The sequence below is a fragment of the uncultured Polaribacter sp. genome (assembly GCF_947500975.1).
Lineage (GTDB): Bacteria > Bacteroidota > Bacteroidia > Flavobacteriales > Flavobacteriaceae > Polaribacter.
In genome coordinates this window covers 1-23,577 of the sequence record NZ_CANMUE010000008.1, presented here as the reverse complement: position 1 = coordinate 23,577, position 23,577 = coordinate 1, and the positions used below count along the sequence as shown (strand labels likewise).

Here is a 23,577-nt window from a genome sequence, read left to right as displayed (position 1 = left end):
AATAATTTAATCATTTTTATCAACGTCTTTCTTTAATTGCATTGATTCTGAATTAATACAATAACGCAAACCACTTGGTTCTGGTCCATCAGGAAAAACGTGTCCTAAATGTGCATCACAAGTATTACACATAACTTCAACTCTAATCATGCCAAAAGAAGTGTCTTTATAATATTTAATAGCATTTTCTTTGATTGGTTGTGTAAAACTAGGCCAGCCAGAGTTAGAATTGAACTTAATAATTGAGTCAAATAAAGGTGTATTACAACATATACAATTGTATTGCCCTTCATCGTAAATACTGCATAAATCACCAGTATGTGGTCTTTCAGTTCCTTTTTTTCTGGTGATTCTAAATTGCTCAGAAGTTAAAATTGCTTTCCACTCCTTTTCTGTTTTTTCCACTCTTTTATTTGGAGTTGGGTTTGCTGTTGATGTGAATTTAATCACTTCTTTCCATGTTAGCATAATGTTCCTTTCTTTTATAATTAGTTTAATATGCTCAAAATATTAGTCGAAAATGTACTGTAAACTTACATAGATTAATAGTTGAAACTTCTTTGAAAGCAATATTTAAATTTACGACAAAATACGAATACAAATAGCTAATTTTTATTCCTTATTTTTGTTTAAAATAGACTTTTTAATGACTGCAATAACATCTGAAGTAGAAAAATATATTTATAATTTATTTAGTGAACAATTAAGTTCTAATTACGTATATCATAATTTAGCTCATACACAAAGAGTTGTTGCTAAAGTAGAAGAATTTATAGAAAACTTAAAGCTGTCTAATATTGAAGCTGAAAATTTAGTTATAGCGGCCTGGTTTCATGACACTGGTTATGTAAATGGTAGAGAAAATCATGAAGAAAAAAGTGTTGAAATTGCTACAGACTTTTTAAAAAACATGTCAATTTCTGATGATAGGATTCTAACAATTACTCAATTAATTTTAGCAACAAAGATGGATTATATTCCAAAAAACAAGCTAGAAGAGATCATTACTGACGCAGATTGCTCTCATCTTGGCAGTAAAAATTTTGATGAATATGGAGAGTTATTAAGAAGAGAATGGGAACTTACAGAAAGTAAATTTTTTACTGAAATAGAGTGGACGGATGAAAATATTAACTTTTTAACACAAAAACATCAGTATTATGCTGAATATGCTTTAAAAAATTGGAGTAAAAGAAAAGAAAAAAATTTAGCCTCCTTATTAAAAAAGAAAAAGAAATTAAAAAAAGATTTTACAAATTTTAATCAAAAGAAAGAGGCTTTAGATTTTAAAAAGAATAAAAGTGATGTTCCTGAAAGAGGGGTTGAAACTATGTTTAGAGTAGCTTTAAAAAACCATATGACTTTAAGTAATATTGCAGATACAAAAGCTAATATTTTACTATCTGTAAATGCAATTATAATTTCTTTGGCTTTATCTAATTTATTACCAAAATTAGATAATCCGTCTAATGAATACTTAATATTGCCTACTTTAGTGTTTGTAGTTTTTACTGTAACATCTATTATTTTATCAATTTTAGCAACCAGACCTAATGTTACTGAAGGTAAATTTACTAAAGAAGATGTAGCTAATAAAAAAGTAAATTTATTGTTTTTTGGTAATTTTCATCAAATGAAATTAAATGATTTTGAATGGGGTATTACAGAAATGATGCAAGACCGAGATTATTTATATAGCTCTTTAACTAAAGATTTATACTTTTTAGGTTTGGTTTTAAACAGAAAATATAAAATACTAAGAATTACGTATACTGTTTTTATGATTGGTATTATTTTAAGTGTTTTTGCGTTTGCAATTTCATTTAAAGTTCAAGAAAAAATAGGAGCAACAGTTTAAATTTCTATTTCTTTAATTAAATCATTAAAAGTAATCGTATTTTTTTCATCAAAATCTTTATGATAAATAAGTTCTACACGTAAAGCTTTTAAACCTGCAACACCTTGTAAATCTTCTAGTTGTAAGAATTCTAATTTACCTAATTGATTTTTAGATTGTAAAAAATTAATATATTTAATATATTCTAAAGCATCTTTGTCTTGAGAGTATACAATTGCAATTTTACCAGGTTGAGTTAAACGCTCTTCAGTACCTTTTATGTTTGCTTTATCAATTCTTTTCTTAATAATTTCATATCTAATATTATAAGCACCATCAACATCAAATTGCTTTTCATCCATTCTAAATTTTATAGCCATTGGATTACTATGAACTAAAATTAAAGAGGCAATACGCAATTCTTGCTTCATGTTCTTGCGCTCATAATAAGCTATGTTTTCCATTTCGCACATGACTTGCAATTGCCATAATCGTAAATTTTGCAGATAAATAAGGTCAAAAGAATTTTCTCTTGTAATAGATTCTCCTATGTACATATTAAATTCTAGTCCATCAGTTTTATATCTTTCAAAATAATGCGGATACATTTTTTGTGCATCTTTTTGCTTTGAATCTATAAATTTTGCTAATTTTTCATTTAAAATATCAACACTTTTTTCATACTCTTTTCGTTTTTCATAAACAACACCTAAATCTTTATCTAAACGACTCATGTAAATGTTTACTTTCTTTGAAAGTACACTATTGATGTCTTTAATATGATTAAAAACTGGATAAATTTCACGTGTTAAAAATTCGAGTATATTTATTTCATCACCAGCATTCAAGCCTTTTTTTACATCTTTTAAATAAGTTGCAACTCTAAACATTAATTCGTTGTAAATTGGTAAAGATTCTGAGTTACAAGCGTCTTTTAAAACATCAATTCCTAAAGAAAGTTGGGTGGTTAAATCTTCTTGAATGGCATTATTTCTGGCATATGAAGAACCTTTAATATCACTTTGACCATATAAAGGATATACATTTTTAAAAACAATTTCATCTAGCTTTGCGTTTTCATTTGTTTGATGCTCAGTATGATATTTTTCTGCAGCATCATAAAAACGCCATTTTACAGCACTATGTATAGAGGTGTAATTTTCTTGTATTGTAGCTTCTAAAATGTTATGATGCTCTTCTGATGTTCTTTTTACTGCGGCATCAAAAACCGGAATAATATCTTTTAATTTATTGATGTTTACTGAGTTTAAATCATAAGCTTTTGTTGATGCTATTTCTAATAAAGCTAAATCACCCGTTTGTTTAGCTTCTATAGGAATTAGAATTATACTCTGAATACTATTTTGATGTAGGTTTTTATAAAAAGGATTTTTATTAGTTGCTAAACCATAAGCTTCTACATCAGAAATAATAAAAGTTTCATGATTTGTAAAAACTTTTTGCATTATACCTTTACAAAAATAAGAGGTGATACAATTAATTTCTTCAGTACTTTTTAAGATTAAACTGTTAGAATTTTTTACAACAGTTTCGTTTATTTTAGAGTTAGATTTATCAAAAAGGGAAAAACCTAATTTTAAATTTTTTAGACTGTAAAAATCTCTTAAGTTGTTTTGTAAATTTGAAATTAATTGATCTCCACCAGCTAAAAGGTTGGCTTTTATTGATGAAATCATTTCTTCTGCAGTAACATCAAATAAATTTATTAGCCCAAAACCTTTAAAAATATAACTGTTAGGAGGAAATTTTTCTCTCCATAAATCTATGTTATTAAAATTATTTAAAAGTTCTTTAATATCTTCTGGTGATATTTTGGGAGCATCTTTTGTGGGTGTAATTTCAGAAAAATCGGCATTAAATGTAGCTCTGTAATATTTCATTGTTCCTGATGTTTTATCAGGTATATCAAAATAAAATGGTCTTTTTATATCAACTTTATAATTATAAACAAAGCCCAAAATAAATGTACATGCCATGATATACATACCATCGTCTTCAAAATTTCTAACTACTAATTCATAATCTTCACCAGCATTATTTATAATATTCTTAAAACGATCTGTAAATTTAAAAGAAGTAAAAGTAAAAGGTATACTTGCAGCTTTTATTTCATTTAATTGTAAAGGTTCTGGAAATAAAGGTTCTAGAAATAAATCAATTTGTTCTTTGTATTTATCTAACAATGTATAGTCAGAAAAGCCTTCATTTAATTCAGGATATTTTTCAAAAAGGTTTACCATTTCTTTGGCAGAAGCATAAAAAGGGTGCTTAATATATTCTTGTTGGGTATACTTTTTAAATAACAAAAATACTTTTTCAAAAGAAATATTTAATTGTAGGGGAAAATCTTTTTCCAAAACTGAATTAGAAGTAGTGATTTTCATATTAATTTTTTTAGACTAAAATTTAAGAAAGCTATTTTCTTTTTAGACGAAGTATTCTATAAAAAGTTACACAATATCTACTACTTTATTTTTGTCTAAAATAAATGGTAATAGGAACTCCAGAAAGATTGTAGATTTCTCTTAATTTGTTTTCTACAAAACGTTTATAAGGGTCTCTAACATATTGTGGTAGGTTACAGAAAAATACAAATTGTGGTGTTAAAGTTGGTAACTGCATGCAATATTTAATCTTAACAAATTTACCTTTTGTTGCTGGTGGAGGAAAGTTTTTAACGACTTCTAACATAGTTTCGTTAAACTTACTTGTTTGAATTTTTGTTTTTCGATTTTCAAAAACTTCAACAGCAGTTTCAATTGCTTTAAATAAACGTTGTTTTGTAAGTGCAGAAATAAATACAATTGGTACATCTGTAAAAGGAGCTATTGTTTTTCTAACTTTAGCTTCATAATCACGCATTGTATTGGTTTCTTTTTCAATTAAATCCCACTTATTAACCAAAATTACTACACCTTTTCTGTTTTTTTCTGCCAACCAAAATATTTTCTCATCTTGACCTTCAAACTCACGAGTAGCATCAACCACTAAGATTATTACATCAGAATATTCAATAGTTCTTACAGCACGCATTACTGAATAAAACTCTAAATCTTCTTTTACTTTTGATTTTTTTCTGATTCCAGCAGTATCTACTAAATTAAAATCAAATCCAAATCTGTTATATTTAGTATCAATAGAGTCTCTTGTTGTGCCAGCAATATTGGTAACTATATTTCTTTCTTCTCCAATTAAAGCGTTAATAAATGAAGATTTTCCAGCATTTGGCCTTCCTACAACTGCAAACCTTGGTAGTTCTTGAGCCTCTAAATCTATAGCTTCTGGTTCAGGAATTTTGTCTGCAATTGCATCCAATAAATCTCCCGTTCCACTTCCATTAATAGAAGCAATTGTATAATAATCACCTAAACCTAAATTATAGAATTCTACAGCATCAACATCACGCATTGCATTGTCTACTTTATTTACTGCTGTAAATATTGGTTTTTTTACTTTTCTTAAAAGTTTTGCAACTTCAGCATCCATAGGTGTTATACCTTGTTCAACATCAACAACAAAAACAATAATATCTGCTTCTTCTATAGCTAATTTTACTTGTTTTCTAATTTCACCTTCAAAAATATCATCTGATCCAATTACGTAACCACCTGTATCTATAACAGAAAATTCTTTTCCATTCCAGTCAGATTTTCCATAATGTCTATCTCTTGTAACTCCGCTAACAGAATCTACAATAGCTTCTCTTCTTTGAACCAATCTATTAAAAAGTGTTGATTTTCCAACATTTGGTCTTCCTACAATTGCAACAATACTATTCATTTCTGAGTGATAATTTTTTGCAAAGGTACAATCTTTGTTTGTAAGATTGATAAGTATATAAAAAACAAAAGCCAGTAATAAGTTTACTGGCTTTGTATAGGTATTTTATACGTTTTTATTTTGTGTAAATATTTAAAGTACCATCATCTGAAGACTCATTAGATACAATTAAAAGTGTTTTTCCATTAGGGCTATTTGCAGCATCTACAATAACCAATCCTTCTGGAGAAGTGTTTCTTAGTCTTTGTACAAAAACAGGGTTGTAAATATCTGAAATGTTATATATTAATACATCTCCACTTCTTTCTAAGCCTATAATAGCATAGGTATTATTGTTTTCTGTAAATGTTGTTACGGCTTCTGGTTCTGTACCTTTATCATCTGATCTGTTTTCTGGATAGTTACCAAAATCGAAAAGACCTTTTAAGGTAAATTCGTTACCAGAATCAAAAAGTTGTACACCATTTGTACTCCATATAGAAAAAGAACGTGCACCGTAACCATAAATTTGATCTATATCTCCATCATTATCAATATCACCATTTGCAGTAGTTACTTTTAAACGACCTAAGTTGACTGTTTCCTGGAGTGTTGCTGCTTCAGGATAAGATGTAGGATCTAATGTTAAATCTTCTACACGCTCTTCTTCTGAGTAGCCATCATAATCTCTTGCATCACCTTCATTGGCAGAAATTATATACCCTGTACCATTAATTTCAAAATAATCAATTGCATCTGGTTGATAAAAGCTTAATACAGGCCAGTAGCTTAGTTTTCCAGCCATATCATCTTTATCACTTAAGTCAAAAAAAATTTCAGAATAATTTTTGGTTCCTAATGGATAAATATCTGTAATGGTTTTAGAATCGATATCTAGTTTGGCAATACCATTGTTTTCTTGTAGGGCTATAAATGCTGTTTTAGAATCTGAAGAAACTGTAATATATTCTGGTTCAACATCTGTACTTAAATCTGCACCTGGACCAAAAACTCTAAAACCATTTGCTTCTAAAGCTGCTTCTTGTGAATTAAAATTATCAAAATAAATTTGTGTTGTAGCTTGTGTTTCTACATCTATTAAAGTAATAGAACCTTTGGGATCTATTGTGTAATCTTTGTTAGGTTCACCTTCATTAGCTGCAATTATATATTTTCCATCAGGAGTAAAAGTTACCATGTCTGGTAAAGCACCAGCAGTAATTTGTGTATAAGGAGTAGATAAATCATCAGTTTTAAAAGTTACTATTTTACCATTATTGGTAGCTTCTTCTGCTTCTACTGCAATTGCTAGATAACCGTTTTTACAAGCAACACTATTTACATTGCCTCCATAAGCAGTAATATCTATGGCTGATTTTATTTGAGGGCTTGATAAATTAGAAATGTCTATTACATCTACTTCTCTTGCTTCAGAATTTGTAGAGAAAATAGTTTTAGTTTTAGAGTCAAAAGCAGAGATTTCTGGCACACCATCACCTAGGCTTATTTTTGCTAGTGTAGAAAAGTATTCAGAAACTGTTTGACCATTACAGATATAATCTATCACTGTAATTTCTGAAGCCTCTAAAATTTCATCGTTGTTTATATCTAAACCAATGTTAATTTTTAGACCTCCATTAGTACAATTAGTACCTTCGTTTTCCGTTTCTGTTGCAATTAATACATTATACCCATTTGTACCATTAGAACCGTTACAGATATAATCTGTATTTGTTATTTCAGAATCGTCTAAAGTATTGTTAGAGTTTGTGTCTAACCCTAACTGAATTTTAATACCACCATTGGTACAATTAGTACCTGCTAATTCTGTAGATATATTAGTAACAATATTATTTCCATCTACTCCGTTGGTTCCATTTGTTCCGTTTACGCCATCTAAACCATCTTCAACACAAGATGCTAAAATAATTGTAGTAATTAATAGTAAATTTTTTAATAGTTTTTTTAGTTTCATAATTTAAGTTTGATTAAGAATTTAATCGTAAAAATGAAACCAAATATTTATTTTAGTGTTAATGTAATTATAAGTATAGGTAAGGTTTATTTAATTTTTTTGTAAATAAAATATATATTTATTGTTAAAAAAACAGGATATGTTAAGAAAAGGTAATTTTAATCTTTATAACCAAAGCGTTTTAGTTGATTCTTATCACTTCGCCAGTTTTTATTCACTTTAACATAAAGTTCTAGAAAGACCTTTTTTTCAAAGAAAATTTCTAAATCTTTTCTCGATTCTGCACCAACTCTTTTTAAAGCTAACCCTTTATGACCAATAATAATACCTTTTTGTGTTTCTCTTTCAACCATAATAATTGAACGAATTCGTACAATATTTTCTTCCTCTTTAAACTCTTCTGTATCAACTTCTACAGCATAAGGAATTTCTTTCTTATAATGTGTTAAAATTTTTTCTCTAATTTTTTCGTTTACAAAAAAGCGTTCAGGCTTATCTGTTAATTGATCTTTTGGATAAAAAGGAGGCCCTTCTGGTAATAGCTCTATTATTTTATGAAGAATGTTTTCTACATTAAATTTTTCTAGAGCAGAAATAGCATATACAAAAGAGTTTGGTACTTTCTCTTTCCAATAATTTATTTTTTCTTCAACTTGGTCTTGATTAGATTTATCAATTTTATTTAAAAGTAATAATACTGGAATTTCACTATGAATTATTTTATTGAAAAAGGCTTCATTTTTAAGCTCTTTTTCTCCAACTTCAACCATGTAAATTAATACATCCGCATCTTCAAAGGCAGATTTCACAAAATCCATCATAGATGATTGAAGCTCATATGCAGGTTTTATAATTCCAGGAGTATCAGAAAATACAATTTGGTATGCATCATCATTTACAATGCCAAGAATTCTATGTCTGGTAGTTTGCGCTTTTGGTGTTATGATTGATAATTTTTCACCAACCAAGGCATTCATTAGTGTTGATTTTCCAACATTAGGGTTTCCAATAATATTTACAAAGCCAGCTTTATGTATCATAATGCAAAGATAAACAGTTTTCTATGAGATAGAATATTAGAGTATTAAAAATAATCAAAATAAAGTTTGGTATATGTTTAGATTGTATTGTATATTTGCAATCCAAATCGCGGGATAGAGCAGTAGGTAGCTCGTCGGGCTCATAACCCGAAGGTCACTGGTTCGAGTCCAGTTCCCGCTACTAAATTTAAAAACCTCTTTAAATAAATAATTTAAAGAGGTTTTTCTTTTTTAAAGATTATTTAAAGAATAAAAATAACTAAACTTTTTTCATTTTTTAGAGGTAGACGATTGGAAACTAAATGTTTTTAGTACTGCAAATGCTGTATTTAAACGGGATGATTTAATTTAAGTATTTATAGCAATTTTTTTGATTATAGTAACAGAGTTATTCATTTAGCCATTTTTGTACTGCATTTTTGTTTTTAATTTTTCCTTTAAATCTTTTACTATAAATAGTTTTATCAAATTTTACATTAAATACATTTTCTACTTCTTTAATAATCTCTTTTAAGCTATATAATGAAGGTTTAGTTTTTAAAATATAATCATTTTTATTTTTTGATAATCTAATTTTACGTTCTGATAAATTAGGCCACCAAGCAGAAATGCTGTTGTTCCAGTTTTTTAACTCAATTTCCCAACATTTTTCACCTTGTAAAGGATAAACAGATACTGTTATACTTAATCGTTTTTCTTTTTCTAAATCAGTTAAATCATTACCAAATCTAAATTTTCCATCTGTACTTATTTTAAAGAAGAATATCCAAGAATTATCTTTTGGTAATTCTAAACCTATTTGTTTTGCCCATTTATAAGATTCTAAATCATTTAGTTTAGATAAAAAATAAGATGCTATTTCTTTCTTAATAATTTTGTAATCTCTAATTTTAATGGGCTCTAAAAGTCTCCTAAACTGCCATAAATCAAGATGTTCATTTTTTAAAAACCTCTTTGCTAAACCAATTACATAATCGTTTCCTTTTTCATCTTCGGATAATATTAATAAGGCTATACAATACCAATAAGAAATAATGTCAAATGGATATTTACTAACCTTAGGATAATTATAAGTATCAATTTCTTTTAAAATAAAATTAATCAGAAATTTATTAGTTGAAAATGGTTTCATCCTGTTAATTTCTTTTTCATTAGTAGGTACGTGAGTATAAGATTCCAATCGTTTAGAAAATTTTAATATTTCCTTTTGCTTATCTTTTGGAATGTTTTTTAGATTTTTATTTATTTGTTCAATAAACTCTCTCATTTATTTTTATCCTTTTTAAATATATAATTTGCGTTATCAAAATCATCTTGTTCTTTTTTGTACAACTTTTTTAAATTGATAATGTATAAGATACATAAAACAAAAAGTATAATAAATCCTGATATTACTAAAAACCATTTCATAATACCTAAAGTGTAATTTTTTTCATTATTTAGTTTTTATTACTGTTTTTAAACATGCTAAATTGTAGGCTATTTGTTTTCAAGTTCTAACCAATTTAAGGAGTATTCTTGTTCGTATAATGTTTTGTACTTGGTAACTTTATCCTTATAACCTTCAAGCCCAACCTCACCGTTATCTACGGATAGGTTTGGTTTGGTACTTTGTTTTAATAACTCTTTCATTTTGGCTATAACTTGTGGTTTGTTTCGGTCTATTTCACTCAAACAATCAGAATAATCTAATGAAAGTAATTTCTCAGAAGATTCTTTATCAGACTTAATATAAGCAGTAAAATTATAATAAATGTAATCTTTAGTATATAAAAATTTTCTATCTGATGTTCTTATTGCTCCCCATTTAGCTGTGGTATCAAATATATAAGCATCACCTAAACTTCCATGAGTTATTGAAACATCAAAATCAGATATAGAATCGGCTTTTTCTTTAATGCATTTTTTTAATTTATTACTCCATTTTTTAATTTCATCTCCATTAATGGCTGTTACTCTTTCATATCCATAATTATCTATTTCTCTTTTAACAGGAATTGCTATGCTAGGAAAATAAACTCTAAAACGAAAAGCTCTATTATCAGCCACAAAAGTTGGTAAATGTGTTATAAAAATATTTTCTTCATTTTTTATTGAATCTAATTTTTGTTGTAATACTTTTTTAGTTCCAGAAATTCTTTGTCGCTTTATAGGTAATTTATGATTATTTAAAGTTCCTATTTCAAATTTTTTAAAAACTCCGCCTAATTTACTTTTAACTAATTTATTATTTTTAAAAAGCCTTACACCATAACCTCTATCACCTTCTCCAGGTAAATAATTTATAAAACTAGTTTTTACTTTCAAATCATTTTTATTCTCTTCTATTAATTCCTGATTTAAAACCATAAATTCTCCATGTTTTTTATGCCTAATATAAAGTGCATACTTACTAGATGAAAAATCTACGTCTTCTAGAAAATCACTAGATTTGAAAATATTAGAGAAACTGTTTTTTTTCTTTTTCACCTTAGTAAAAGTTAAATTTTTAAAAACAAATAGTATAATACTAACACCAAGTAAAATGAGTATATATTTTATTGATTGATTCATTTTTTTTTTTGCTTTTAAGTAATGTTTATTCTCTTCCTACTTTAAATATACATTTGTATTTTAATGTTAGTCCTAAATATTTTCCTTCTAGTCTCATTTGCCATATAATTGAAGCATCACTATATTCATAAGACTGCAATCCATTCTTATTTGGGTATAAAAATTTAATTTCTGGACTTGATTTAAATTTTTCTAATTTTTTCTTTTCCGAAGTAAAAATAGTTTCAGTATAGGTTGAGGTAGAAGTACCTCTTTTGTCTATTACTTTTTCTATTATAACGTAATATAAATAAGGTTTTACTAGATTAAATTTTCTGGTTTTTAATATTTTACAAATAAAAGCGTTTTCATCTTTTATAGTTTTCATAGATATTGTTCCTAGAGAACTTCCAATATGTTTAGTTATTAAATAAATTAATAAAACTGTAAAAACAACCCCTATAATTATATGCCAAAAATTAAATTCAGGAACTAAAACAGCGTAAGTAGCTCCAAGTATTAGTAATATAAATAAACCAATAATTTTGTTTGGCTGAATATTAAAATCGTTTTTTGTTTCTACAATTTGATACTTAAATTTTAAATTTTCTACTTTTAAATATTCAGAAATTTTAATAGTATGATTTGATGTAACAATTGATTTTATTTTCGAAAATATACTTTTTTCTATTTTTTCTATATCATTGTCGTTTACATCAATTTGAATTTCAAAATTGTAAGAAAAGCTTACGTTTTTTCCATTATATGAATTTATTTCAAAGACAGATGAATCAAAGGTAAAAGGAATTTTATAAGACTCATTTTGTATTAATTTTTTTGTATTTGAAACTTCAAATGATAAAATTTTATTTTTATAACTAGACATTCTACCTCTAGCTTCTAAAAACACAATGCCTGTTATTTTATCAAGCGTTATTGTTTCTGAAGATTTTATTATCAAATAACCTGAAGTATTTACATGATTAGTAACTTCATTTATAAAAATTTCTTTTTCTATTATAGCTTCTGTCATTGATATTTTTCGTAAAGATAATTAATGATTCCTCTGTAGTTGTCACCAAATTTTTTGATTAATAATTTTATTTCATTTGTTGTAAAGCTTTCCTTTTCTTTCTCTAGATATGAAGCAAGTTGTAATCTTTTGTTTAATATTTTAAGAAGTGTTTCTTTGTTAATACCTTTAAATTTAATACAATAGTGTTTTTTACCAGCTAAGTAACAGTCAAGTTTTCTAGACCAATGTGTTGTGTAGATAACTTTTTCTTTTATTTTAAATAATTTAACTCTTTCAAATATGTTTAGATGATGAATGCTATCAATAAAAACTATGCTTGCTTTATTGTTTATGATATCAGTAATTGTAGAGCTTGAGTTTAATAAGAATATTGGATATTCTGTCATTTGTTTTTGTAAATAAATTAAGTGGGTTGTTTTCCCTCTACCTTGCTTGCCTAAAAATTCGATATTCAAAGAGTCAGCATTTTTTATTTTAGAAACAATTTTATCTAAATTAAATTTTGGTACTAAAATTTTTTCAATATCATCTTCTAAAACTCCAGAGAAAGGATTGAATTTAAAACGAATATTCAATTTTTAATATTTTACAACGTTATTGTGTATGTTTTTGTGGGTGATTAATTTTTAAGACTGTACCCACTCCAAAGTACAATCATCAAAATTCAATTTTTTTAAATCTTCCTCTTTAATTAGCACATTAAAAACCCCTTCATCATTAAACCCGTTTTCACCTATTTGTAAAAGTACTATTTGCTTTTCCATTATTTTTAATCGCTCTCTAGAAAATGTTTGACAATTAGCATAAACACCAAATATTTTAGAGGTGCCGTAACCTTCAAAACAACCCCAGTTTTTTCCATCTTCATTTAAATCTAATCCTTTTATATGATCTTTCTTATATTCAAACTCACATTTACACTTAGTAATATTTCCGCCACATTCCCAACATTCTAAATCTTCTTCTGGAACTTTGTAGTAGTCTGATAATTTTTCTTGTTTAGGTTTAAAACCTTTAATTAAGACACCAAGAAAAAAATGATCTTCATGTTCGTTAATTACTCTTTGTAATTGGGTATTATCAATATCTTTATAAATTACTTTTCCAATATTTTCTTTTATATCAGCAAAAAAAAATAATTGCCCAGTTTTAGGTAAAAGGTTTGTTTTATCAAATTTTCCAACTTCGTTTAAATCTAATTGCCCAGCAAACCTCATGTTTTTCGGAATTTCAAAATCTTTTGGTAAGTCTATTACACAGCCTCCATATCTCGATTGACCAAGGGGTATATTTATTTCATTTTCAGGTACGTAATTATCTTCCATCCAACTTTCTTTTTTCATTGAGTTTGGATAGTAATGCTTGTTATCTGCCTTAATTTCAATTACATTAAATATTTTATCTATCATTTTATAAATTGTTTAAAAATGAATATTAAATTGTATTTATTGTTCGTGGGCTAATATTATTATCTTTTTTATAATTAAAGAAAATAAATGGGGAGGTAAACTATTTATTAAGATCTAATCTATAATGTGTTAGATATTTAAAAGTAGTAATCATTGGATTAAGTACTTAGAATATCAATTATAGTTTTTACTTTGTTTTGAGTTGTTAATGCAATTTTAGTATTAGGTTGTTAATGTGTTTAAGCATCTAATTTAGCAAATAAAAAATGAATAGAAAATTCAAAATCATTTTTTTAATTAGATTATAACTTCCTACTAATAATTCAAGGTATTACAGCTATAATTAATAATCAATTTGATATATTCTTCTTCGCTTATTTTCTGTTTTATTGGTTTCAACTATCGTTAAGAAACTCGTGTTTGAAAGGTAGCGTACAAAAAGACACTTTTTTTTGGGGATTAACGCCTAGCCGAATTTTTTATCTCCAAGTAAAAGATTCAAATTTTATGTTATTTTCTTTCATAAACTTTCCAAACTTTGAATATGCATTATTTTCGTTAAAACGGTTTTTGATCTCATTTAGAATAACCATTTTTTCATTAAAATTAATGTTAAAAATCTTTGCTAATTTTTTAGTTTCTGAGAATTCAATAGAATATTTATATTCATAGCTTGAGCTTTTCATTAATTTCTTTACTGATCTTCCAGTATCATAACCATCAAATATCAATTTATTTTCTTCATTGAAATAAACCTTCATTAAGATCTTAATATCAGTACTTTCAAATTTGTAAATCGTTATTTTTTCCATATTAATTATTTAAATATTATGAAATGCCCTTCAATGAGGTATAAATTTAAAGTTGCATTTAGGATTTTATTCTTCATCAGTTCAGCCCATTCATTGGTGTATTATTATCTTTTTTTTCTTGCCAAAACAGAATAAAAACTTGAGCTTTGTTTAAATCAAATTTACTTACTTTTATCTAAGATAAACCTAAGAGATTTCCATTTTGGTTCAGCTACTAAAGATATTTTATAATAAGTTTTTCGATAGTTATTCAATTATATGATTGTTTGATTCTATTTCAAATTTCATATGATTTAGCAATTAATTACAGTGTTGGTAGTAGTTTTTTATTCAAAACACTCTAATAGAAAATTCTTTAACTCATTAGTTATTAAAGTTTCGTTAGGGGCTCCAATTGCATTATTTATACCACTATGATCATAGATGCTACCATCTACTTGAGAAACCGATACTCCATTTGTCTCTAAAACATTAATGAAGTCATTAGCGTATCCAATCCTTTGAGAATTGCCTCTTTTAGCAATAAAGAACTTTGGATAAGAAATAGTATTTATAATATTATATATTGGTGATGCCTTAACATTTTGAGCACTGTCAGTGCCAAAGGCATTAATGTATATATTTTGATTACTGCCATTTTCTATTTGTTCATTAATATCAAATCCTTCCGTATCTATAACAGCTACCCCTTTAATATTTGAAAAACTTAAACCTTTGCTTTGTAGAAAATTCTCATTAGTTCCTGTCAAAGCAACAAGATGGGCTCCTGCACTATGACCAAGCAAAACCATTTTATTTTTATTGCCTCCATATTGTTCTATATTATTATTAATCCAAAATAACGCATCTGCAATATCTACATTATGGTCTGGGTATTTAATTCTATTAGGATTAGAAATATCAATAGGGTATGGGCTTAATCTATAATTTATACTAATTAAAATATAATTTAAAGAACGAAATAAATTGATTTTATTTTCAATTTGACTTGATTTATCCCCTATACTCCAACCACCTCCGTGAACGTAAATAATGACAGGTTTTGGAATATTTATATCACTATTATAATAAATATCTAGGCTCAATAAATTTGAATCTATTCCATTAATTTGTTTGTATTGAATAGTAGTTGTAAGGTCATCAGGTGTCGTTAATATTTGTATATTATTGTCATTATTACAACCGAATAAGAAAAGAGATATAAATAGAAGTATCAATTTCATAATTATGGTTTTCTTTTTTAGACTAAATATTAAATGAAAGGTTTAATTTCAAATTATTGATTAGAGGATTTGTGTATGAAAAGCATTGTTGCAAACAAGCCAAAAGGGAACAATTTTTAACATATCATTGAGGTCGTAGTTTTTACTTGTCAATCTTCTAAATATTCAATAGGGTTTAAAAAAAACATTTTTTTCCAACCTTGTTTATCTGAATCAATTTTCCAAATATATGGAATAATTGTAAAAATTGAATAGTGTAGATGGGGTGATTTTCCTGCAGAATTTCCACTTGTACCAATAGTTCCAATTGTCGAATTTTTATTTACAAAAGAGAAAGAAGATGTTTTTAATTCATTCAGATGCGCATAATAATGAACTCTCCATTTTGGTCCAAGAATAATAACTACTTTACCGCCTATATTTATTTTTCCAGAATATAAAACTAATCCAGAAGTGGAGGAATTAATTTTAACACCTTTTTTTGCAAAGATATCTACACCTTTGTGAGTTGCAGATTTTCCCCAAGGATAAAACCAAAATGATTTAGAATTATAGTCGGATTTAGTTGCTCCTTTAACTGGCATTTTTAAATTCTGTGGAATTAAAAATCCGATAATTATTACTATACTAACTGCCCAAAAAATCTTTCTTTTTCTCAATTATTTTTAGTTTTAAATTATACAAAACGTATTTGCTTAAGGTTTGTTGTTTTGGTTTAACTGTAAAGCTTGTATAAATGTATAGATACAGAAAATTTTAGAAAATTGGTTTTAACTAGTAATTAATTTTACATGATTTTGTCTGTAACGTTTAGTTTCTCAATTTTTCTTAAGAAAAACTTATGCTTTTGATCATTTCCAATTTTGCTGTATATTTCTGCTATTTCTCTCATAAGCTGTTTATCATTCAGATACTCTTGATTTAATAATTCCATCAATCTATTGTTTTGAGAAATTTTAGCACGCCTTTCTTTTCTACAATTCAAACAATATTTAGGAAAAGAATAAATAATAAACTTTAGTTTTTCATACCAAAATTGTTGTTCTTCTTTTGAAAACACAAATTCAATTTTGCATTTCTGACAATTAGTAGTTTTATCCCAAAACATTAAATGAGGTAAATCCCATTCAGAATTATAGTTTTGGATGAATGGCTTTGCTATTAAAGCTCTATTTTGTTGTATGCAATAATCACAAGCTCCTCTAAAAATTATTTTAGGCCATGTTTTTTGAAAGAGATTTTTTCTATGCAGATTATTGTAACTTTTGCCAAGAATGTTACAATCATTTATATTTAAAACCCCTTTACAACAAGGACATATTACTTTATTTAATTTTCTTTTCATGAGTCATATTGCATAAAATATGTTTCTATATGATTAGTTCCGAATTATAAGTACTGAGGTTAATAAATAAAAGACAAATAAAAAATATGGGAAGGCTCTCACAAATTTATAAAACCAAGTAATTTATAAAACAGCATGTTTTTGTTTTAATAATTACAAAATAAAATATCTAACTTTTCTTTTTTATTATCTAGTATTGTTGAAAGAAATACAACTTTTTTGCTTAATGACTAATTTATCATTTTTTTAAATTGTTTTTTTAGTTTGTTTTTTCAATTTATGTGATTCTATTTTTCCAATAATAATACAAATGATGCCAAATAAAATCCAAATAAATGCACTTAACAATTTTCCCCCGATAGAATAGGTAGCATAAAGTAAAGTAGGTAATTTAAAATTTGGTTTTTGTTCTTCATATTCTATATAAAAATAGATACCAATTCCAAAAAGTATTAATAAGATTCCAAATTTTAGGCCTTTTTTAAAAGCATAATTATAATCTCTTTGTTTACTAGTTCTATATAAATTTTTACTCATTTTGTTTTCTTATTTCAATAATTCTTCTTGAATTACTTTTACCATATTCTTTAAATTGCTTTTTCAACAACTCAGATTTATATATTTTAATAGGTTTTCTTTTATCATTAGAATCAAACTTACTTATTTTATCTTTTAAATCGATAACCCCTCCTGGTCTAGAGATCAACACGGTGTCTCCTTTTATGCCCAATACATAATAAATTTGATAAGGTATTGTTTTTTGAGTTCTTGTTGTTTCAAGAATTAATGCGGCATTTGTATTTGGTTTTTGAAGGAATTCTTTCTCGAAATTTTGTTTTCCTATAGTTGAGTTTTCAAAATCTGCATATTTAATGAAAACAAAAAGAAGAAAGCCAAAAATAGCCATCATTAAATAGGATAATATGCCCAATTTAGAGTATGTGGGTAGTGTTTTGGTTTGATTTCTTAACTTAATAAATTCATTTTCTATTTGATTTGTCCAATGTGCAGGATTAATTTCTTCATTATTGTCTACGAAAGAAACTAAGCCTGTTTTATTAGAAGTTAATCTTTTCCTAAATGGGGATATTGTTTCTTCCTGAAAAATTGTAGCTTTAAGTTTTTTGTTATCAAGGTGAGATTTCATTTCATGTTCTGCTATCTCAATAAAATTATGCTTTACATTATAAATAATCATATATGTTCGGTTTGTTAATTATACTCTTGGTTTTTTATAAAGAAATTTACAGGTTTTATGCCTACAAATCTTTCGGTTTTTGGATGGCTTTTCTTATAAATTTTTGTTTCTATTTTATCACTTTAAGAGCTATTATATATGTTCCTTGTATTATACTGATATAGGTTGACCTTTTTTTAGGTATAATTTATACCGTTCAAAAGATTTTTTTTAGCCGTTTAAAAGGCAAAAAAATAATTTGAACTATGTTCGTTCTAAATTTTAAGTTCATGTAAATTTACTTTATTTTTTCTATATGATTTGTATTTGATATTAGGATTCAAATGTACTTCTGCAGGTTTTCTTAAGTCGAGGCTAAAATGAGACCTCAAATTGTTGTAAATATCTACAGCTTGTGTTGCCATTTCCTTAGCAGTATTGGTGTTTTTAATTGTCTTTTTTAAACCGTATTCATATTTCAAAGTTCTATTAATCCTTTCAGCAACAGCGTTTTCATAAGGGTCGTATTGCTCAGTCATACTGATTGTAAGACCATTACTTTCGGCAAATTCGGTGTATTTAGGATTGCAGTATTGAAACCCTCTGTCAGAATGATGTATAAGCTTTTGATTAGGATATTTTCTGTTTTTAATAGCCATATCTATGGCATCTTTGCAAAGTGAAGTTCTCATATGGTTATCTAATTTGTATCCCATAATTTTCTTAGAATAGGCATCAGTAACGATAGCCAAATAGTTATGTCCATTTTCAGTTTTAATATACGTAATATCACTTACCCAAAGTTGTTCTGGGCGAGTAGGAACGTGATCTTTCACAATATTTTTATATTTTCTAAAAAGGTGATTAGAATTGGTTGTAGTGACATAGTTTTTCCTTTTTTTGATGAGTAAATTATTAAGCCTTAAAAAGTCATAGAATTTATCTCTTCCCATTTTTATATTTTGATTTATCATCTCAGGTTTAAGGTTGTGATATAGCTTTATACCACCAGTTTCAGAGCTCACTTTTTTTCGATAATCTATTACCATACTTTTAAGTTTTTGGTGATTTATTTCTTTGTTTTTTTGTGTTTTACATCTTTTGAGGAAGGCTTGTTTACTAATCCCAAAACATTCATAGAGCCATTTTCTTTTAAACGTTTTTTCTTTTTTAGCTCTATCTCTTTTGCTAATGTTTTGGGCAGCGACTTTTTTGACATATCCACTCCAGTAATAAGTTCCATATCAGCAATAATGTCTTGCTGAAAATCTTTTACGAACTCCAGTTCTTCAATGCGATCTCTTAGTTTTTTTATTTCATCGTTTTTACTCATGCCTAATTTCTTTTGCTCTAAAGTACTATATTTTTTCATCCAGTACTGAATAGTCGGTCTAGAAATGTCGTATTTTTTAGCTGCATAATTGACAGATATTTGTCCATTATGAATTTGATCAATGATGAATAATTTGAGTTCAAAACCTACTTTATTGTAGTTCTTTTTTCGGCAGGGTTGTTTTTTATTTGTCTCCATAGTTTAACTAAAAGTGTTTAATTTTTAGTCAACCTATTTCAGGATTTTACAGTTTTCAAATGGTTGCCAACGGTTCGGCTAATGTTAGTACGGGATTAAATTAGCATTTAATTTCGGATTAAGCGATTAGCCAAAACTTTTTATTTTGTTTTATCTTTTTCTATTCTAAAGCCAAATCAAAAGATTTGGCGGACTTTATAAAAATACACTAAACTTTGGATTAAGCACCAAAACCCGTATTAATTTTAGCCATTGTTAGCCACTGCCTATTTTAGTCTATTTTCAATATCCATTCTTTGATGAAGTATACGGATAACTTCAACTATTTTATTCTTTTTGTCTATTTTATAGAATATAAAATGAAGCTTGACTTTAGTCCTTAAATAACCTTTTCTTATATAGCTAAAGTCTTTTCCACTTTCAGGATTGACAGCGATATATTCAATTTCCTCAATAATCTGATTTATATATCTATCAGCTTGTTCAATTGACCAAGTTTCAAATGTATATACCCATATTTTTTCAAGGTCTTTCCCAGCTTCAAGACTTATTTTATAATTCGCCACTAGAATACTTATTATGCATTGAAGTTAAAAATTCCTTTTTATTAAAGTTTTCAATAAATCCTGAGTTTTCTCCTTTTTTTAGTTCTTTTATTAATTCTTTTTTCTTGTTTTCCTCTTGTTCAAATAATCTCAAAGCAGACCTAACAACTTCACTTGCTGATGAAAATCTTCCAGTTGTGATTTGTTCACTTATAAACTCATTAAAGTAATCTCCTAATAAAATTGATGTGTTTTTTGCCATAATTCTATGATTTGTTACAAATGTACCAATTCCTGGTATTAACTGCAAATCTTGGGTTGAGGTTAACGGTCTCGGCTATGAGTAGTTGCGTGGTTTAGCACTTAACTCTGCAAGTACGCACGAAGCTGAAAATCCGCGAGAATTTTCAGAAGTAGGCGAGAACAAGCAATTACTTATAGCCATTGTTAGGCAACGTTTTTATTTTTTCAAGTGCATTTTCGATAGCTTTTTCAGACGTTAAGTACTTTGTCGTTAATATATCCGCCTTTTTCTTTCCTATTGTTTTTTCCAATGTACTTTTTAAAAATTGGAAATCAGTAAAGTTTGCTGTTGTAATAAGCAAGTTGTTTACCCATTCAAACATTTTAGTTTGTCCTACCTCTTTTTCAATCGCAAGCAATATGGTGGGAAAATAGTTATATGCGTAAGCGTAATAATTTCCAAAATCCGAATAATTTTCAATGTTGGAAATAGGTTTATAAATTTTGTCTGATTCTTTTTTAAATCTAGAAGTTATATTGGCAATTTTATTGTCATAAATTTCCTGACCTAGAATTTCTTTAACAGCTTGTGCGGAAATATATTCCGAAAAACTCTCTTGGATTACATTTCCAATTTCTGAATTAAATTGCCTATATCCAGCACCGAAATAATAATGAGCTAGCTCGTGAGCAACCAAAGGTTTTGTATAGTCATACGTAACTACACTTTTTAGCCCATATTTTCCTGAACCAACGTTTGCAATTGTGGGATATGATACAAATAGAAAACCTCCGTTTTTTTTAAAGGTTGGTGTTGTTTGGATAAAATTGTAATCAGCTTCGTATGGGATTTTTACGTTTTTTGAATAGTAGGTTTTGAATTTTTGAACAAGTTCAGAGAAATTCTTTATTTCATCATCAGTCAAGTCTGGATTTAAGTAGTAAATTTTATTATATTCTTTGAAGTCGTAGTTTCCAATGAAAAGAAGTAAATCTGTTGGATAATCGCTTTTAAAGTTTGAATTAGTACTATATAATGGTGGATTTCCATTTACATATAAAGTTTTACAATCCTCACAGACAATATTAATGTTATATTTAATTTCATTATATCTCTTGTCCATTTCTATGTCGTATAAAATTGGATACCAATTTGTTGCACCAGCCATTCTTAATGATTTGCCATTGAATGCTATATTACCATTCCAATCCTTGCTGCCTTGCAAAAATGTAGTATCTTTTTTTACAGGGAATTTACCAGAGTAAATAAACCTTAATTTATTAGGCAACAATTTACCTTTCTCATTTGAAATTGAATAAAGAAAACTCTCCTCCGATATGTCTTTATCATATTTTTTTGAATAAGGATAATTAAATTCATTTTCATCAGTCCGTATAACATTTAGGTTGAATCCAGAATTAATTAAAATTACATATTCTTTTAATTCAGGTATATCATAAAGGGTTAAATCGCAGTCTATTGTCCCTTCATTAATTGAAACCTTTACTGTTCCCGATAGTGTTGGTATTTGTGCAAAGAGATTATTAACGATAATCAATATAAAAAATGTCAATAGTTTTTTCATTTATTCTGTGGTTTTGTGTATTATACTGATATAGGTTGACCTTTTTTTAGGTATAATTTATACCGTTCAAAAGATTTTTTTTAGCCGTTTAAAAGGCAAAAAAATAATTTGAACTATGTTCGTTCTAAATTTTAAGTTCATGTAAATTTACTTTATTTTTTCTATATGATTTGTATTTGATATTAGGATTCAAATGTACTTCTGCAGGTTTTCTTAAGTCGAGGCTAAAATGAGACCTCAAATTGTTGTAAATATCTACAGCTTGTGTTGCCATTTCCTTAGCAGTATTGGTGTTTTTAATTGTCTTTTTTAAACCGTATTCATATTTCAAAGTTCTATTAATCCTTTCAGCAACAGCGTTTTCATAAGGGTCGTATTGCTCAGTCATACTGATTGTAAGACCATTACTTTCGGCAAATTCGGTGTATTTAGGATTGCAGTATTGAAACCCTCTGTCAGAATGATGTATAAGCTTTTGATTAGGATATTTTCTGTTTTTAATAGCCATATCTATGGCATCTTTGCAAAGTGAAGTTCTCATATGGTTATCTAATTTGTATCCCATAATTTTCTTAGAATAGGCATCAGTAACGATAGCCAAATAGTTATGTCCATTTTCAGTTTTAATATACGTAATATCACTTACCCAAAGTTGTTCTGGGCGAGTAGGAACGTGATCTTTCACAATATTTTTATATTTTCTAAAAAGGTGATTAGAATTGGTTGTAGTGACATAGTTTTTCCTTTTTTTGATGAGTAAATTATTAAGCCTTAAAAAGTCATAGAATTTATCTCTTCCCATTTTTATATTTTGATTTATCATCTCAGGTTTAAGGTTGTGATATAGCTTTATACCACCAGTTTCAGAGCTCACTTTTTTTCGATAATCTATTACCATACTTTTAAGTTTTTGGTGATTTATTTCTTTGTTTTTTTGTGTTTTACATCTTTTGAGGAAGGCTTGTTTACTAATCCCAAAACATTCATAGAGCCATTTTCTTTTAAACGTTTTTTCTTTTTTAGCTCTATCTCTTTTGCTAATGTTTTGGGCAGCGACTTTTTTGACATATCCACTCCAGTAATAAGTTCCATATCAGCAATAATGTCTTGCTGAAAATCTTTTACGAACTCCAGTTCTTCAATGCGATCTCTTAGTTTTTTTATTTCATCGTTTTTACTCATACCAGTATTTTGTTGTACTAAGGTACTGTATTTTCTAATCCAGTAAGAAATAGTTGTTCTAGGAACATCATATTTTTTGGAAGCAAAGTTTGTAGATATTTGCCCATTCTGAATTTGGTCAACGACGAATAATTTAAGTTCTAAAGTTACTTTTTCGTAGGTTTTTTTTCGCCAGGGCTCTTTTTGTGTTTTCATAAGTGACTATAATTAAGTGTTTAATTTTTAGTCAACCTATTTCAGGAAAGTAGCTGCATTCAAGTTGTTAACGCAACAAACCGTTGCTGATTATTTATGTTACTAAGCTACAAATTTTAGTTCAAAATT

The 23,577-nt window shown here is 27.3% G+C and carries 24 protein-coding genes and 1 tRNA gene; 2 read left to right on the top strand and 23 right to left on the bottom strand.

Going from position 1 to position 23,577, the window contains the following annotated elements:
• Window positions 1-6: 6 nt before the first annotated feature.
• On the bottom strand, window positions 7-468 hold the full coding sequence (gene msrB / locus Q0733_RS09820; RefSeq protein WP_298781956.1) for a peptide-methionine (R)-S-oxide reductase MsrB: 462 nt from the start codon (window positions 466-468) through the stop codon (window positions 7-9).
• Between the two features lie 178 nt (window positions 469-646).
• On the opposite strand from msrB, the gene Q0733_RS09815 reads away from it, so the two are divergent.
• Window positions 647-1,858: a Pycsar system effector family protein gene (locus tag Q0733_RS09815; protein ID WP_298781954.1), complete on the top strand. Its 1,212-nt coding sequence runs from the start codon at window positions 647-649 to the stop codon at window positions 1,856-1,858.
• Here Q0733_RS09815 and Q0733_RS09810 read toward each other — a convergent pair.
• From Q0733_RS09810 to era, 4 genes are all read right to left on the bottom strand, one after another.
• Window positions 1,855-4,242, bottom strand: a complete 2,388-nt coding sequence (locus tag Q0733_RS09810) for a GAF domain-containing protein (protein ID WP_298781952.1) — start codon at window positions 4,240-4,242, stop codon at window positions 1,855-1,857. The two genes, Q0733_RS09815 and Q0733_RS09810, sit on opposite strands and share 4 nt — an antisense overlap.
• 85 nt (window positions 4,243-4,327) lie before the next feature.
• Window positions 4,328-5,638 (bottom strand): ribosome biogenesis GTPase Der, encoded by a 1,311-nt coding sequence (der, locus tag Q0733_RS09805; protein ID WP_298781950.1) that lies wholly within the window; start codon window positions 5,636-5,638, stop codon window positions 4,328-4,330.
• 115 nt (window positions 5,639-5,753) lie between these two features.
• Window positions 5,754-7,592 (bottom strand): choice-of-anchor I family protein, encoded by a 1,839-nt coding sequence (locus tag Q0733_RS09800; RefSeq protein ID WP_298781948.1) that lies wholly within the window; start codon window positions 7,590-7,592, stop codon window positions 5,754-5,756.
• A 158-nt stretch (window positions 7,593-7,750) separates the two neighbouring features.
• On the bottom strand, window positions 7,751-8,632 hold the full coding sequence (era, locus tag Q0733_RS09795) for a GTPase Era (protein WP_298781946.1): 882 nt from the start codon (window positions 8,630-8,632) through the stop codon (window positions 7,751-7,753).
• Between the two features lie 108 nt (window positions 8,633-8,740).
• Here era and Q0733_RS09790 point away from each other — a divergent pair.
• A tRNA-Met gene (locus tag Q0733_RS09790) sits at window positions 8,741-8,813 on the top strand.
• A 207-nt stretch (window positions 8,814-9,020) separates the two neighbouring features.
• On the opposite strand, the gene Q0733_RS09785 is transcribed toward Q0733_RS09790, so the two are convergent.
• From Q0733_RS09785 to Q0733_RS09700, 18 genes are all read right to left on the bottom strand, one after another.
• Window positions 9,021-9,899 carry a hypothetical protein gene (locus Q0733_RS09785; protein ID WP_298781943.1) on the bottom strand — a complete coding sequence of 293 codons (879 nt, stop codon included), beginning with the start codon at window positions 9,897-9,899 and terminating at the stop codon, window positions 9,021-9,023.
• Window positions 9,900-10,111: 212 nt separating this feature from the next.
• Window positions 10,112-11,101: a hypothetical protein gene (locus Q0733_RS09780; protein ID WP_298781938.1), complete on the bottom strand. Its 990-nt coding sequence runs from the start codon at window positions 11,099-11,101 to the stop codon at window positions 10,112-10,114.
• Between the two features lie 109 nt (window positions 11,102-11,210).
• The gene (locus Q0733_RS09775) at window positions 11,211-12,197 is read right to left on the bottom strand and encodes a hypothetical protein (RefSeq protein ID WP_298781936.1); all 987 of its coding nucleotides are present in this window, start codon (window positions 12,195-12,197) and stop codon (window positions 11,211-11,213) included.
• Complete coding sequence (locus Q0733_RS09770) at window positions 12,194-12,775, bottom strand: hypothetical protein (protein WP_298781934.1); 582 nt, start codon at window positions 12,773-12,775, stop codon at window positions 12,194-12,196. The genes Q0733_RS09775 and Q0733_RS09770 overlap by 4 nt, the downstream gene beginning before the upstream one ends.
• A 51-nt stretch (window positions 12,776-12,826) precedes the next feature.
• Window positions 12,827-13,609 (bottom strand): DUF1963 domain-containing protein, encoded by a 783-nt coding sequence (locus Q0733_RS09765; RefSeq protein WP_298781931.1) that lies wholly within the window; start codon window positions 13,607-13,609, stop codon window positions 12,827-12,829.
• A 479-nt stretch (window positions 13,610-14,088) separates the two neighbouring features.
• A complete protein-coding gene (locus Q0733_RS09760) occupies window positions 14,089-14,421 on the bottom strand; it encodes a hypothetical protein (protein ID WP_298781928.1) in 333 nt (110 codons plus the stop codon).
• Window positions 14,422-14,747: 326 nt separating this feature from the next.
• Window positions 14,748-15,644 carry an alpha/beta hydrolase gene (locus Q0733_RS09755; protein ID WP_298781926.1) on the bottom strand — a complete coding sequence of 299 codons (897 nt, stop codon included), beginning with the start codon at window positions 15,642-15,644 and terminating at the stop codon, window positions 14,748-14,750.
• 149 nt (window positions 15,645-15,793) lie between these two features.
• Window positions 15,794-16,303 carry a M23 family metallopeptidase gene (locus Q0733_RS09750; RefSeq protein WP_298781924.1) on the bottom strand — a complete coding sequence of 170 codons (510 nt, stop codon included), beginning with the start codon at window positions 16,301-16,303 and terminating at the stop codon, window positions 15,794-15,796.
• Window positions 16,304-16,431: 128 nt separating this feature from the next.
• Entirely contained in the window at window positions 16,432-16,989 is a 558-nt protein-coding gene (locus Q0733_RS09745) for a zinc-ribbon domain containing protein (protein ID WP_298781922.1), read from the bottom strand.
• Between the two features lie 246 nt (window positions 16,990-17,235).
• Window positions 17,236-17,526 carry a hypothetical protein gene (locus Q0733_RS09740; protein WP_298781920.1) on the bottom strand — a complete coding sequence of 97 codons (291 nt, stop codon included), beginning with the start codon at window positions 17,524-17,526 and terminating at the stop codon, window positions 17,236-17,238.
• Window positions 17,519-18,187, bottom strand: coding sequence for a hypothetical protein (locus Q0733_RS09735; protein WP_298781918.1), 669 nt, complete (start codon window positions 18,185-18,187; stop codon window positions 17,519-17,521). The genes Q0733_RS09740 and Q0733_RS09735 overlap by 8 nt, the downstream gene beginning before the upstream one ends.
• Window positions 18,188-18,441: 254 nt before the next feature.
• Entirely contained in the window at window positions 18,442-19,290 is an 849-nt protein-coding gene (locus Q0733_RS09730; protein ID WP_298782178.1) for an IS3 family transposase, read from the bottom strand.
• The gene (locus Q0733_RS09725) at window positions 19,236-19,697 is read right to left on the bottom strand and encodes a helix-turn-helix domain-containing protein (RefSeq protein ID WP_298781915.1); all 462 of its coding nucleotides are present in this window, start codon (window positions 19,695-19,697) and stop codon (window positions 19,236-19,238) included. Before Q0733_RS09725 ends, Q0733_RS09730 begins: the two co-directional genes overlap by 55 nt.
• A 266-nt stretch (window positions 19,698-19,963) precedes the next feature.
• A complete protein-coding gene (locus Q0733_RS09720) occupies window positions 19,964-20,263 on the bottom strand; it encodes a type II toxin-antitoxin system RelE/ParE family toxin (RefSeq protein ID WP_298781912.1) in 300 nt (99 codons plus the stop codon).
• Window positions 20,250-20,504 (bottom strand): type II toxin-antitoxin system ParD family antitoxin, encoded by a 255-nt coding sequence (locus tag Q0733_RS09715; RefSeq protein ID WP_298782180.1) that lies wholly within the window; start codon window positions 20,502-20,504, stop codon window positions 20,250-20,252. Before Q0733_RS09715 ends, Q0733_RS09720 begins: the two co-directional genes overlap by 14 nt.
• 169 nt (window positions 20,505-20,673) lie before the next feature.
• A complete protein-coding gene (locus tag Q0733_RS09710) occupies window positions 20,674-22,071 on the bottom strand; it encodes a hypothetical protein (protein ID WP_298781909.1) in 1,398 nt (465 codons plus the stop codon).
• A 124-nt stretch (window positions 22,072-22,195) separates the two neighbouring features.
• The gene (locus Q0733_RS09705; RefSeq protein ID WP_298782178.1) at window positions 22,196-23,044 is read right to left on the bottom strand and encodes an IS3 family transposase; all 849 of its coding nucleotides are present in this window, start codon (window positions 23,042-23,044) and stop codon (window positions 22,196-22,198) included.
• Window positions 22,990-23,448: a helix-turn-helix domain-containing protein gene (locus tag Q0733_RS09700; RefSeq protein WP_298781907.1), complete on the bottom strand. Its 459-nt coding sequence runs from the start codon at window positions 23,446-23,448 to the stop codon at window positions 22,990-22,992. The genes Q0733_RS09705 and Q0733_RS09700 overlap by 55 nt, the downstream gene beginning before the upstream one ends.
• Window positions 23,449-23,577 lie beyond the last annotated feature (129 nt).